An 11,739-nucleotide genomic window follows, 5' to 3' on the forward strand; every position below is an offset into this window, starting at 1 on the left:
AGCGACTGGTTGAGCGCGTTGAAGCCGATGTAGGTGAACAGCGCGACGATCCACACCAGCAGCGCGCCGATATAGCCGAACTGCGGGCGCGACTGGATCATCTGCGGCAGGCCGAGGTGGGGCCCCTGTGTGCAATGGAGCGCCATCAGCACCGTGCCGAAGGCGCAGCCGCCGATCACCGCAAGGCTCGACCAGAACAGGTCCAGCCCGCCGACCACACTGATTGCGCCCGTCGCCAGCGTGGCGAGGTGGGCATCACCCATGAACCACACCGGCCAGAGATGGTGCACCTTGCCGCGCCGTTCGGCGAGGGGAATGTAGTCGATCGAGCGCGTTTCAACCAAGGCCATGCAGAATGCGTCTCCCCCCTGTGCTGACGCCTGTCTTCAGCCTGGCATCCGGATCTGGCGGCCCTGTCCCTCGGGCAGTGGCAGATGCGCCTGGCCTGCGACAAGGGCCTGGGCGGCCCGCAGCATTCCCTCGGGTGCCGGCGCCGATTTCTCAGCCGCCGCATCGACGTGAACCAGCATGTGCTCGGCGGTGGCGATCACCACTTCCTCGGCACCGCGCATCATTTCGTGGAAGAGGTGAAGCCGCTTGCCATCGGCGGCAAGCGCCCGGGTGCGCACTTCGACGCTATCGCCCAGCCGGGCCTGGCCGAGGTGGCGGATATGCGTCTCGACGGTGTACCACGAATGGCCCGTTGCAACGTAGTCTGCGCCCGCACCGATGGCCGCGAGCACGACATCGGTGCCGTCACCGAAGAGCTTGAGGTAGCAATATTCAGTGAGGTGTTCGTTATAGTCGATCCACCCGGGCTGGACCGGGGAAGCGATGGTCAGCATCCGCCCGTCGGCACGGATCGAACCGATGGCAGGCGCCGCACTTTTGCCCGCTTCCGCCAGCCGTGCCCGGTGCGCGCGGGCGATCTGGCCCGAGGCGAAGTCATTGCGTTCAAGCGCGTGGGTCAGGTCGACAAGGCAATCGTCGCGCAGCTTTTCGTAGGTACGCAGGTCGATCCCGCCGGCCTGCTCGTCCGACTGGCGGGCGATCGTCTCGATCAGCTCGTCCGTCAGCTTCGGGCCGATCAGCTTGGTCCACGGCCATTCCATCGAGGGCCCGAACTGGTGCAGGAAGTGGCGCATGCCCTCCTCGCCGCCCGCCAGCCGATAGACGAGGAACGTGCCCATGAACGACCAGCGCATGCCCGCACCGAAGCGCACGGCGTCGTCGATTTCGGAAGCCGTTGCGATTCCGTCGTTGATCAGCCAGAGCGCCTCGCGCCAGACGGCCTCGAGCAGTCGGTCAGCGATGAAGCCGTCGATCTCCTTGCGGACATGGAGGACCTTCATGCCGATGCGCGTGTAGACGGCGGCGGCGATGTCCCTGGTCTGCTGGCTGGTCTGGTCGCCGCCGCAGATCTCGACGAGGGGGAGGAGATAGACGGGGTTGAAGGGATGGCCGACGACGAGCCGGTCAGGCCGCGCCATGCCCGATTGCAGCTTGGAAGGGAGCAGGCCCGAGGTGGATGAGCCGATCACCGCATGTGCGGGCATCGCCGCATCCATTTCAGCGAGCAGGCGGATCTTTAGATCCTCGCGCTCGGGCAGGCTTTCCTGAATGAAATCAGCCTCTCGCACCGCATCCTGCAGGTTGGTTGCGAAGGTGATGGAGCCCTCTGGTGGCAGCGCATTGCCGAACAGCCGTGTCAGCGCGCGGCGGGCATTGGCAACGACGGCAGCGGTCTTGCGCTCGATTTCGGGATCGGGGTCGTAGATCGAAACGTCGATGCCGTTGAGCACGAAGCGCGCGGCCCAGCCGGCGCCGATAACGCCGCCGCCGACAATGCCGACCTTACGGATGTCTGGGGTCATCGGGCCGGTCCTTCAGCGCTTCTGCAGCTTGAGCTTGGTGCGGACTTCGGCAGGGGTGAGGATGCGCGCGCCCATGCCCGTCAGGATTTGCACCGCGCGCTCGGTGAGCTGCCCGTTGGTGGCAAGCTGACCGCGCCCGAGATAGAGGTTGTCCTCCAGCCCCACGCGCACGTTGCCGCCAGCGAGTGCCGCCATGGCGACGAAGGGCAGCTGGTTGCGCCCGATGGAAAAGCCGCTGAACACTGCGCCCGGCGGCAGCTGGTGGACCATTGCCATCGTGGTGAGTGGATCATCGGGCGCGCCATAGGGGATGCCCATGCACAGCTGGATCATCACCGGATCGTCGAGCAGCCCGTCGCGGATCATTTCCTTCACGAACACGAGGTGGCCGGTATCGAACACTTCGAGCTCTGGCCGCACGCCGAGGCGCTGCACTTCGGCCGCCATCGTGCGCAGCATGCCCGGCGTGTTGGTCATCACGTAATCGGCTTCGGCGAAGTTCATCGTGCCGCAGTCGAGCGTGCAGATCTCGGGCAGCAGTTCCTGCACATGGAGCAGCCGCTCCATCGGGCCGACCATGTCGGTGCCGGCAGGATCGAGCGGGAAGGGGTTCTCGCCCGGCCCGAACACGATGTCGCCGCCCATGCCGGCGGTGAGGTTGATGACGACATCGGTATCGCTCGCGCGGATGCGTTCGACCACCTCGCCGTAGAGCGCGACATCGCGGCTACCCTTGCCAGTCTCCGGATCGCGCACGTGGATATGGGCGATGGCGGCGCCGGCCTTCGCCGCCTCGATCGCGGCATCGGCGATCTGCGCGGGCGTGATCGGCAGGCCGGGGTGCTTGTCTGCCGTGTTTCCCGAGCCGGTAACGGCGCAGGTGATGAACGTCTCGAAATTCATGGGGCTCCCTCTCGGCCTTTACCGAAGAGCTTAATGGGGACGGGCCGGATTGGAATGCCGAATTGTGGGGATGCCGGAAATTCGGGGACGCTGTGAGTTTTTGTAATACTGCGCCCTGGCCAGATGATTACACCCGCAGCATGCGCGCCATCGCGCCGAGCAGATCGCGGGTGAAGGCCTTGGCAGTCGCGGCCTCGGCCATCGCATTGAAAGCGTGGATCGCGCCCGGATAGGAATGAAGTTCGACCGGGACACCCGCCTTCACGAGGCGCCGGGCATAATCGAGGTCCTCGTCGAGGAACAGGTCGAGGCTGCCGGTGCCGATCCATGTCGGCGGGAGGCCAGCGAGGTCTTCGGCGAGCGAAGGGGAGAACCAGCCCTTGCGGGGATCATCGGCGGCGTATTCGCCCCGCAGGCATTCCCAGCCGAACCGGTTGTGCGCGCGGGTCCAGACGAATTCGCCGGTGACCGGATTGCCATAAGGGCAGGCCTCGCTGCCGGTGCGGTGATCGAGCATCGGATAGGTGAGGAACTGGGCGGCAAGTGCCGGGCCGCCCAGATCGCGGGCCATGAGCGCGGTTGCCGCAGCCAGCCCGCCGCCCGCGCTTTCGCCGGTAATGCCGATGCGCGCGGAATCGATGCCGAGTTCGCCGGCGCTGGCGGCCAGCCATGTGAGCGCGGCGTAGCAATCCTGCTGCGGGGCGGGGAAGGGGTGCTCTGGCGCGAGGCGGTACTCGACCGAGGCGACCGGAATGCCGAGCGCTGCCGCCATGCCCGATGGCGCCTGCTGCATCGAGCGGGCCGAACCGATCACCATGCCGCCGCCGTGGACGTGGAGCAGGGCCGGGCGGTCTTTCGCGCCGGGCGCAGGATCATACCAATAGACTTCGAGCGGACCGCCTTCGCCCTCAATCACCTTCACCTCGGGCGCGATCGGTGGCGCACCCACGAAGGCGAAACGACCCTCGGATTCGATGCGGATCGCCGGCAGCGCCTCGCGCGTGAAGGCGTTGTCAGGCAGCACGTCGATCAACGGCAGAAAATCCGGATCGACCAGATGGCGGGTGTTCATGCAGGCATCCTCGCGTGATGGGCTTTGCGCTCCTTCCCCTTTCATCGCGGGGTGGCTGCCGCTCGGCAAGGGCAAACTGCGGGGTCGATGGCGTGCGTGCGTTTCGCACCGTGACGCGGCGTTTTGCGGCGGTTGTCTTTGTGCGGGCGGCGGCGCACAATTGGCGCGCAGCCGGCAAGCGGCTCGCCCGGGAGAGACCATGACGACCGTTCGCCAGGCGACTTTCGCCCTGCTCGAAGCCTATGGAATGACGACGGTGTTCGGCAATCCGGGATCGACCGAACTGCCGATGTTTCGCGATTTTCCGGATCATTTCCGCTACGTCCTGGGTCTGCAGGAATCGGTCGTGCTGGCGATGGCCGATGGCTTTGCGCAGGCGAGCCGCAATGCCGCGCTGGTCAATCTCCACAGCTCGGCGGGGACCGGCCACGCGCTCGGCAATCTCTTCACCGCCTACAAGAACCAGACGCCGCTGGTGGTGACGGCAGGCCAGCAGGCGCGCTCGATCCTGCCCTACGAGCCGTTCCTCTTCGCGCAGCAAGCGACCGAATTTCCGCAGCCCTTCGTGAAATGGGCGTGCGAGCCCGCGCGTGCCGAGGATGTCCCGGCAGCGATTGCGCGTGCCTATCACGTTGCCATGGAGCCGCCGTGGGGGCCGACCTTCGTTTCGGTGCCGATCGACGATTGGGACCGCGAATGCGATTTCGTCCCCGCGCGGCGGATGTTCGCCCGCAATCCCGGCGATCCGGCGGCGCTGACCGAGGTGGCGGCAGCGCTGGCGAAGGCGGAGCGGCCGGTAATCGTGGTCGGCGCGGGTGTCGGCCGAGATGGCGCGTGGGATCAGGTGATCACGCTCGCTGAACGCCATCAGGCGGGCGTCTGGGTAGCGCCGCTTTCCTCGCAGTGCAGCTTCCCGGAAAACCATCCGCTGTTCCGAGGCTTCCTCACTGCCGGGCGTGAGGCGATTGTCGAAAGCCTTGCCGGGCATGACCTGATCCTCGTGCTGGGCGGGCCGATGTCGCTCTATCATGTCGAGGGTTTCGGGCCGCATGTGCCGGAGGGTGCGGCCCTGTGGTTCATCGGCGATAATCCGGTCCATGCAGCGTGGCTCCCCGAAGGCAATGCGGCGGTCGCCAATTGCAGGCTGGCGCTGGAGACCTTGCTCGTGGGCCCGGCGCCATCGAAGCGCGCTGCGCCGCCTTTGCTGGCGCCTCGGCCAAGGCTCGACGGCCGCGTGATGACTGATGCCTACCTGCTCCAGCAGATCGCGGAGCTGCGCCCCGCCGGCTCGATCATCGTGGAGGAAGCCGCCTCGAGCCGGGGCGCGATGCACGACCGGCTGCCGATCCTTGCGCGCGACACCTTCTACACAACCGCAAGCGGCGGGCTGGGCTACGGCCTTCCGGCGGCGATCGGCACGGCACTGGCGCGAACGGGCGAGAAGGTCATTGCGGTGCTGGGCGACGGGGCCAGCATGTACGCGATCCAAGGGCTTCATGCCGCCGCGCAGATCGGCACGCCGGTGAGCTTCCTGATCATCAGGAACGGCCGCTACGAGGCGCTGCACAGCTTCGGCCGCCGCTTCGGCATGCAGTCGCTACCGGGAACGCAGCTGCCCGAACTCGACTTCTGCGCCTTGGCGCAGGCGCAAGGCGTGGCGGCGCGGCGGGCGGAAACGGCAGCCGAGCTTGATGAAGCCCTCGCCTGGTCGTTTGCTGCCGAATTCCCCAGCCTCGTGGAGGCCGTGGTCGACTAGGGAGAACCTTGCCATGACGGTGCCGAGCCCAATACCCACGGGAGCGTTCATTCAGGTCTGCCATGTGGTGGACAATCTCGAGGCAGCCTGCGCGCGCTACAACACGCTGTTCGGCATGGGGCCGTTCATTGGCGGCGGGAACGGCGTGCTCGGCAACCACGTCTATCGCGGCCAGCCGGCAGAGCCGATCCGCATCCGCGGCGTGTTCGCACAGAGCGGCGATCTCAACATCGAGCTGGTCGAGCTGGTCTCGACCGGACCAAGCGCGTTCCATGACATGTACCCCAATGGCTAGCAGGGCATCCACCATATGGCGGTGTTCTGCGAGGATTATGAGGGGACGCGCGATCGCTACGTCGCGGCTGGGATGCCGGTGGCGAGCGAGTTCGTCGTCAGTTTCGGTGCGCAGATCTGCTACATCGATGCGCGCGCCACCATGGGGCACATGATCGAGCTATACCCGGAGAGCGAGATCATTCGCGGCATGTATGCCAGGGCGCGCCATGAGGCCGAGACCTGGGACGGCAAGCAGCTGATCATTCCCTGGTAGGCCAGCAGCCCTCGGCGAGGAAACGCGCCATGCGCGCTTCTTCCGCGCCGACATCCATGCCCTGCGCGGCCAGCCATTCATCGCTGTAGAGTGTTGAGGCATAGCGCTCGCCGGAATCGCACAGGATCGAGACGATCGCCCCGTCTTCGCCGCGAGCGGCCATCTCGCTCGCGATGCGCGCGCAGGCGACAAGGTTGGTGCCGGTCGAGCCGCCCACGCGCCGCCCGAGATGGCGGGACAGGGCGCGGACTGCGCCGATCGAGGCGGCGTCGGTCACCACTTCGGCGCGGTCGATCACGCTGGGCACGAACGAGGCCTCGACGCGGGGGCGGCCGATGCCCTCGATAAGGCAGGCCTCCCCACTGCCGGTGTGCGCTGCGCGGTCGTGCCAGTTGCGGTGAAACGCGGACGATGCCGGATCGGCAAGGCACAGGCGGGTAGAATGGCGATAGTAGCGCAGGAAGCGGCCAATCGTCGCCGATGTGCCGCCCGTACCCGCCCCGCAGACGATCCATGTCGGCACAGGATGCGGTTCGCGGCGCATCTGCGTGAAGATGCTCTCGGCGATGTTGTTGTTGCCGCGCCAGTCGGTCGCGCGCTCGGCAAAGGTGAACTGGTCGATGTGATGTCCGCCGCATTCGGCTGCGATGCGTGCCGCAACCGCGTGGACGGTGCCGGGATCGGAAACGGGATGGCACGTGCCGCCAAGTGCCTCGATCGCGGCGATCTTCTCGCGCGCGGTCCGTTCAGGGATCACCGCGATGAAGCGCAGACCGAGCATGCGGGCGAAATAGGCTTCGGAAACGGCGGTCGAACCGGAGGAGGCCTCGACCACGGTGGTTTCCGGCCCGATCCAGCCGCTGCACAGCGCATGGAGAAACAGCGAGCGCGCGAGGCGGTGCTTGAGGCTGCCGGTGGGGTGGCTGCTCTCGTCCTTCAGATAGATCGCGATGCCCGGAAGCGCCGGCAGCGGCACCGGCAGAAGGTGCGTATCGGCCGAGCGCGCATAGTCCGCCTCGATCCGCTCGATGGCCCAATGCACCCACGGCTGGTTCTGGCGCGCTATGGGCGGCGATTGCGGGGCCTGCATGTTCGATCCTTCTGCCTGTTACAGCAGGTGCCCGCTTAGGCGAGGGGCGAGGGCGGCTCAAGGCCGGTTGCGGACTTCCATGCGCTCTGCAGCGCTGCGGGCGTGCCCGTGCCGAAGACATGCCGGTCAGGCCGCACAAGTACGGCCTCAGCCTTGTGGCGGTCGAGCCATGCGGCAAGCGCGCCAGCAAAGGGCATGAGAGCAGCGGCTTCCAGCCCGCCGCGCGCGATCAGCACGGCACCATGTCCCAGCCGGTCATCCAGCTTCGTACCGTCGCTTGCCACGCCTTGCGGGAAATAGCTTCCTGCCCCGGCGCTGCCAGCGAGGATCGCACCGGCCAGAATCGGCGGATAGCCCGGCGGGCCCGACGGCAACTTGCCCAGCGCACGGCCGATGCGCAGCTTGGTGTCGCGCAGGAAGGCGGCCCAGCGGCTGGTGGTGCAGACCATGCGGCCCATCATGATCGCCATGCTTATGGTCGCGCGCAAGTGCGGTTCGCGCTCGGGCTGGTAGCTTTCGAGCAGCCGCTCCGGCGCGCCGTCCCGGATCACGGCGGCCAGCTTCCAGGCAAGGTTCGCCGCATCGCGCAGGCCCGAGCACAGGCCTTGCCCGGCAAATGGCGGGGTCTGGTGCGCGGCATCGCCAGCAAGGCAGACGCGGCCCTTGCGCCATTCGCGGGCGATCCGCGCGCGGAAGGTATAGACCGCCTTGCGCTCGATGCGCACCGCGCCTTCGACATTCCACGGCTTCATCAGCTTGGCGATGAAGGCATCCTCGCTCACTTGCTCCGGCGTTTCGCCCGGCAGGATCCTGAACTCCCAGCGGTGGCGGCCTTCGCCCATCAGCACGCACGTTGTCGGGCGCTTCGGATCGCAGATCTGGAGATTGGCGGTGGGTAGCCGCGCGGGATCGTTGACCAGCGTATCGACCACCAGCCAGGGTTCCTCGAAATCGAGATCTTCGAATACGATCCCGATCGCCTTGCGCACGGGCGAGCGCGCACCGTCCGCGCCGATAAGCCATCGGCTGCGGATGGTGCGCGGACCCTCGGGCGTGGCAAGTTCAGCGGTGACGCCTTCCGCATCCTCGATAAAGCGGCCAAGTTCCCAGCCGCCATGGAGTGCGGCCTGCGGGCAGGATGCAAGGCTGGCGCGCAATGCACGTTCGACCGAAGGCTGGTGGATCATGTTGGCGCCCGGCCAGCCGCCGGGGCCGATGCGGTCCGAGCCTTCAAAGCACAGCAGCAGGTGGCCGCGCGCATTGCGGAATTCATAGCGCGCGGCACGGCGGCTGGTCGCCATGACGGCATCGGCAGCACCAGCTTCCTGAAGGATGCGCATGCCTTCGTGATCGATGTGCGCGGCGCGGGGGAGTGGGTAGATATCCCGCTCCTTCTCGGCGACGATCACCGTTACGCCGCGCTGCGCCAGCAGGATGGCCAGCGTAATGCCAGTCGGTCCGCCCCCGGCGATCAGGACATCGCAATCGAAGGCCACGGTCCCGTCAGCCCTCGGCGACCATGGTGGCCTCGATATGGCCCAGCTTGTCGATCTCGCAGCGCACCACATCGCCAGCCTTGAGGAACTGGCGCGGGTCCATCGCCGCGCCGACACCGCCGGGGGTGCCGGTGAACAGGCAGTCGCCCGGCTCCAGTGTCATGCCGACGGAGAGGTGCTCGACCTTCTGCCACACATTGAAAACGAGGCGCAAGGTATTGGAATCCTGCCGCTTTTCGCCATTCACGAAGCAGCGCAGGCCAAGCTCGTGCGGATCGCCAACTTCATCTGCGGTGACGATCCAAGGGCCCATCGGCGCGTGCGTATCGAAGCTCTTGCCCAGCGACCACTGCGGCGAGGCGTGCTGCCACATGCGCTCGGTCACATCATTACCGACGCAATAGCCGAAGATGGCCGCAGGGGCATCGGCGGCAGAGACATGTTTGCCGCCACTGCCGACCACCGCGACGAGTTCGACTTCGTAGTCGGTAGTCATCTGGTCCCTGGCGATGACGATGTCGGCATAGGGCGCATTCACGCTGGTCTGCGCCTTGGTAAACCACACCTGCCGTTCAGGGGTCTTCATATTGGATTCAGCGATATGATCCGCATAGTTCAGGCCGATTGCGAAGATCTTGCCAGGGCGCGGGACGGGGGCTTCGAGCGTAACCTCGGTGAGCGGCAAGCCGCCACCTGCTGCCGCCTTGGCGGCGAGGCTCTCCTTGAGTGCGTGCCAATCGCGGATCAGGTCGATCATCGTACCCTCTACGCCCGTGTCGATGATCCGGTCGTCGACGACGATGCCGGTGCGGGTGCGGCCATCGGCGGTATAGGTGGCGAGCTTCATGCGGGGGTTCCTTCGGGGTTGCGGCGGAAGAGGCGGAGCACGCGCAGGCGCAGCGCCATGATGAAAGCGACGAGGCCGACTGGCGGTGCGAGTCGGCCAACCTGCATGGGATGAGGCGCGCCCCATTGCACCGCAAGCAGCGCCTTCATGGTCTGCTTGTTGGGCGGATCGGCAGCGGTATAGAGATCACCGTCGGTCCAGTGTTCAAGCTCGTTGCCGAAGGGATCGAGCCAGTAATCGAAGATCTGGCTGCCCATGATATGGCGCCCCACGCCCCACGCGGGTTTGCGGCCCGCGGCCTTGAGGTACTGATGGCCGAGCATCAGATCGTCGAGATGCGCGACCTCGAATGCGGCGTGGAGCAGTCCGGGCGGGCCCGGCAATTGCGCGAGGAACAGGGTGTGGTGATCGCTGGGCTGATCGCCGCGATCACAGCGCAGAAAGGCGCCGAGGGGCACGCCCTTGGCCGCTTCCACTTCGTCCGAAGTCAGCAGGCCGAAGCGCGCCTTGTACCAGGCTTCCGAAGCGCGGAAGTTGCGCACACGCAGCACCGCGTGGCCGATGCGCTGGATATGCGCTGGCGCGCTTTTGAGCCGCACCGGCGTACCCAGGCGGGGCTTGGCTGCGGCGCTGTTGCGCGGTGGATCGGCGCAGGAGAGGTCGGGGGCAGCGCTGTCCTGCCCGGCCACGACTTCGACCCGGTATCCATCCGGATCGACGAGCCGCACGATGTGGCCGCCGCCGGGTTCATCCAGGGTTTCGACAGGAACGCCTTCGGCGCTGGAAAGCGCTTCGAGATCGGCGAGCGATGCGGCGCGCAGACCGACGGCAAGAAAGCGCGCTTCGCCGGGTTCCGTGACATGCAGGAAGGGCCTGCCGTCGCGGCCACGGCCATAGAGTCTGCCGCCTTCCTCGAATGTTTCGAAGCCGAAGTCTTTCAAAAAGCTGCGCATTTCCGCCAGATTCGGCGCAGCGAAGCGGACATGTGCGATGTCTTCGATTCTGATCACCGCCACGGTGGATTCTCCCGGCTGGCTCGCGGTTGGTGCGATGCGAGTCGCAGTTGACTATATGGTCAAATATCTTGCTTTTGACCATATAGTCAAGTAGAGGAGGTACATGACCTCGCATTCCACGTCCTCTTCCCCCGCGCTCTCGCCCCGGGCAGCGCGCACCCGCGCTGCGCTGATCGCTGCCGGCTTCGAACTGCTCGCCGAAAAGCCGATCGATGCCATTCCGATCGATGATGTCGTGGCGCGGGCATGTGTGGCAAAGGGTAGTTTTTTCAACCACTTCTTGGATAAAGCTGCCTTTGCTTCCGCCATCGGAGACGAGGTCCGGCTCGAACTGGAAGCGCGGATCACCGCAGCCAATGCCGGCGTGGCCGATCCGCTCGCTCGGATCGCCGGGGGGATGCGCACGGGCGCGCTGTTTGCGCTGGCCGAGCCCAAGCGCACGATTGTCCTGCTGCGCAGCCATGCAAGCTCGACGCTGAGCAGCCACCCCCTGAACCGCGGGCTGGTTGAGGACATGGCCGCAGCGCTCGCGGCGGGTCTGGTGCGCGAGGAAGCGCACAGCGGCGGCGTGCTCTACTGGCTGGGCCTGTGCCAGATCCTCATGGCCAATCTCGTCGAGCAACGGCCCGCAGGCGATGCGGCGCGCGCGGCGCTGGGCACGATGCTGGTGCTGGGGCTTACCGGGCTGGGCGCAGCGCCGGAGCGCGCGAAGGCCATTGCGGGCGAGGCCTGTGCCAGCCTCTAGGTACTGACGGGGTCGCGCAGCACGACAGTGAGGTGGACCTTGAGCATCTCGACGGCATCGGCATTGGCAAGCCCGCGCGCCATATCGAGCGGGGCGTGCCAGTAATCACCGGCCGCGACAGGGTACGCTGCGTCTCCCAGGGTGGCGAGGCCGCGACCTGAGATCACGTAGTAGAACTCCTCATAAGCGCCGGTCCCATTGCGGTCGTCGGCATAGTGGACATGGCTGCCCTCGGCTGCGCCGGGCGGGATTTCGAGGATGAGAAAGCGTGTGGGCGCGCCCTTTCCGTCGAAACGGAAATGGCGCAGGGTGACGCTGCCGGGGCCGCCGCGCATACCCTGCAGCACTTCGCAGCCGTCGCGCTCGTTCTCGATCGGCCCGGTGGGCATG

The 11,739-nt window shown here is 66.4% G+C and carries 13 protein-coding genes; 4 read left to right on the forward strand and 9 right to left on the reverse strand.

The genetic code is table 11. The features are described 5' to 3' along the window. From Q0082_RS14125 to Q0082_RS14140, 4 genes are all read right to left on the reverse strand, one after another. Positions 1-350 (reverse strand): cytosine permease (locus Q0082_RS14125; RefSeq protein WP_298193747.1); only part of this gene is annotated, 350 nt, incomplete at its 3' end. A 36-nt stretch (positions 351-386) separates the two neighbouring features. Continuing rightward, positions 387-1,874, reverse strand: coding sequence for a carnitine 3-dehydrogenase (locus tag Q0082_RS14130; RefSeq protein ID WP_298193750.1), 1,488 nt, complete (start codon positions 1,872-1,874; stop codon positions 387-389). A 12-nt stretch (positions 1,875-1,886) separates the two neighbouring features. Continuing rightward, on the reverse strand, positions 1,887-2,777 hold the full coding sequence (locus Q0082_RS14135) for a 3-keto-5-aminohexanoate cleavage protein (protein WP_298193752.1): 891 nt from the start codon (positions 2,775-2,777) through the stop codon (positions 1,887-1,889). A gap of 127 nt (positions 2,778-2,904) precedes the next feature. Beyond that, positions 2,905-3,849 (reverse strand): alpha/beta hydrolase, encoded by a 945-nt coding sequence (locus Q0082_RS14140; RefSeq protein WP_298193755.1) that lies wholly within the window; start codon positions 3,847-3,849, stop codon positions 2,905-2,907. A 199-nt stretch (positions 3,850-4,048) separates the two neighbouring features. Between Q0082_RS14140 and mdlC the strand changes: the two genes are divergently transcribed. Genes mdlC through Q0082_RS14155 form a run of 3 tightly spaced genes read left to right on the forward strand, consistent with a single transcriptional unit; the run spans position 4,049 to position 6,155 of the window. Further along, positions 4,049-5,605, forward strand: a complete 1,557-nt coding sequence (mdlC, locus tag Q0082_RS14145) for a benzoylformate decarboxylase (protein ID WP_298193757.1) — start codon at positions 4,049-4,051, stop codon at positions 5,603-5,605. 13 nt (positions 5,606-5,618) lie between these two features. Further along, complete coding sequence (locus Q0082_RS14150; RefSeq protein ID WP_298193759.1) at positions 5,619-5,900, forward strand: VOC family protein; 282 nt, start codon at positions 5,619-5,621, stop codon at positions 5,898-5,900. A gap of 15 nt (positions 5,901-5,915) precedes the next feature. Continuing rightward, positions 5,916-6,155, forward strand: a complete 240-nt coding sequence (locus Q0082_RS14155; RefSeq protein ID WP_298193761.1) for a hypothetical protein — start codon at positions 5,916-5,918, stop codon at positions 6,153-6,155. Here Q0082_RS14155 and Q0082_RS14160 read toward each other — a convergent pair. Genes Q0082_RS14160 through Q0082_RS14175 form a run of 4 tightly spaced genes read right to left on the reverse strand, consistent with a single transcriptional unit; the run spans position 6,142 to position 10,604 of the window. Further along, the gene (locus Q0082_RS14160; protein ID WP_298193763.1) at positions 6,142-7,245 is read right to left on the reverse strand and encodes a PLP-dependent cysteine synthase family protein; all 1,104 of its coding nucleotides are present in this window, start codon (positions 7,243-7,245) and stop codon (positions 6,142-6,144) included. The two genes, Q0082_RS14155 and Q0082_RS14160, sit on opposite strands and share 14 nt — an antisense overlap. A gap of 35 nt (positions 7,246-7,280) precedes the next feature. After that, a complete protein-coding gene (locus Q0082_RS14165) occupies positions 7,281-8,741 on the reverse strand; it encodes a bifunctional 3-(3-hydroxy-phenyl)propionate/3-hydroxycinnamic acid hydroxylase (protein ID WP_298193765.1) in 1,461 nt (486 codons plus the stop codon). A 7-nt stretch (positions 8,742-8,748) separates the two neighbouring features. Continuing rightward, a complete protein-coding gene (locus Q0082_RS14170) occupies positions 8,749-9,588 on the reverse strand; it encodes a fumarylacetoacetate hydrolase family protein (RefSeq protein WP_298193767.1) in 840 nt (279 codons plus the stop codon). Beyond that, positions 9,585-10,604: a VOC family protein gene (locus tag Q0082_RS14175; RefSeq protein WP_298193769.1), complete on the reverse strand. Its 1,020-nt coding sequence runs from the start codon at positions 10,602-10,604 to the stop codon at positions 9,585-9,587. Before Q0082_RS14175 ends, Q0082_RS14170 begins: the two co-directional genes overlap by 4 nt. 103 nt (positions 10,605-10,707) lie before the next feature. Between Q0082_RS14175 and Q0082_RS14180 the strand changes: the two genes are divergently transcribed. Beyond that, a complete protein-coding gene (locus tag Q0082_RS14180; RefSeq protein ID WP_298193770.1) occupies positions 10,708-11,349 on the forward strand; it encodes a TetR family transcriptional regulator in 642 nt (213 codons plus the stop codon). Here Q0082_RS14180 and Q0082_RS14185 read toward each other — a convergent pair. After that, positions 11,346-11,738 (reverse strand): cupin domain-containing protein, encoded by a 393-nt coding sequence (locus Q0082_RS14185; RefSeq protein ID WP_298193772.1) that lies wholly within the window; start codon positions 11,736-11,738, stop codon positions 11,346-11,348. The genes Q0082_RS14180 and Q0082_RS14185 overlap by 4 nt on opposite strands. Position 11,739 lies beyond the last annotated feature (1 nt).

The sequence above is a fragment of the Novosphingobium sp. genome, assembly GCF_027489515.1.
In the GTDB taxonomy this organism is placed as follows: domain Bacteria; phylum Pseudomonadota; class Alphaproteobacteria; order Sphingomonadales; family Sphingomonadaceae; genus Novosphingobium.

Excerpts from the sequence above, each read along its gene's own strand:
- Q0082_RS14130 (WP_298193750.1), bottom strand. The coding sequence starts at position 1,874 with ATGACCCCAGACATCCGTAAGGTCGGCATTGTCGGCGGCGGCGTTATC.
- Q0082_RS14135 (WP_298193752.1), bottom strand. The coding sequence starts at position 2,777 with ATGAATTTCGAGACGTTCATCACCTGCGCCGTTACCGGCTCGGGAAAC.
- Q0082_RS14140 (WP_298193755.1), bottom strand. The coding sequence starts at position 3,849 with ATGAACACCCGCCATCTGGTCGATCCGGATTTTCTGCCGTTGATCGAC.
- mdlC (WP_298193757.1), top strand. The coding sequence starts at position 4,049 with ATGACGACCGTTCGCCAGGCGACTTTCGCCCTGCTCGAAGCCTATGGA.
- Q0082_RS14150 (WP_298193759.1), top strand. The coding sequence starts at position 5,619 with ATGACGGTGCCGAGCCCAATACCCACGGGAGCGTTCATTCAGGTCTGC.
- Q0082_RS14155 (WP_298193761.1), top strand. The coding sequence starts at position 5,916 with ATGGCGGTGTTCTGCGAGGATTATGAGGGGACGCGCGATCGCTACGTC.
- Q0082_RS14160 (WP_298193763.1), bottom strand. The coding sequence starts at position 7,245 with ATGCAGGCCCCGCAATCGCCGCCCATAGCGCGCCAGAACCAGCCGTGG.
- Q0082_RS14170 (WP_298193767.1), bottom strand. The coding sequence starts at position 9,588 with ATGAAGCTCGCCACCTATACCGCCGATGGCCGCACCCGCACCGGCATC.
- Q0082_RS14180 (WP_298193770.1), top strand. The coding sequence starts at position 10,708 with ATGACCTCGCATTCCACGTCCTCTTCCCCCGCGCTCTCGCCCCGGGCA.
- Q0082_RS14185 (WP_298193772.1), bottom strand. The coding sequence starts at position 11,738 with ATGCCCACCGGGCCGATCGAGAACGAGCGCGACGGCTGCGAAGTGCTG.